Here is a 228-nt window from a genome sequence, read left to right as displayed (position 1 = left end):
CCGAATCAGGTGCACAATGCAGGTTTGCACCATGGAATTCGGCCAGGTTGCCTCGACAGCTTCCGGCAAGCCTTTGACCCCGTCGCAGCACACGATGAACACGTCCTGGACGCCACGGTTGGCCAGATCCGCGCACACCGATGCCCAGAAGGCAGCGCCTTCATTATCGGCAATCCACAATCCCAGGATGTGCTTGATGCCGTCCATGTCGACACCAACCGCCATGTA

1 protein-coding gene is annotated in these 228 nt (G+C 58.8%); it reads right to left on the bottom strand.

From position 1 onward, the window contains the following. A partial coding sequence (locus QP413_RS10210; RefSeq protein WP_284781638.1) for a transposase occupies positions 1-228 on the bottom strand: 228 nt, incomplete at both ends.

Origin of the sequence: Corynebacterium sp. UMB4614 (assembly GCF_030217065.1) — a bacterium.
Lineage (GTDB): Bacteria > Actinomycetota > Actinomycetes > Mycobacteriales > Mycobacteriaceae > Corynebacterium.
Note: the sequence above shows the minus strand (reverse complement) of the source record. Positions and strands in the feature narration are given on the sequence as shown.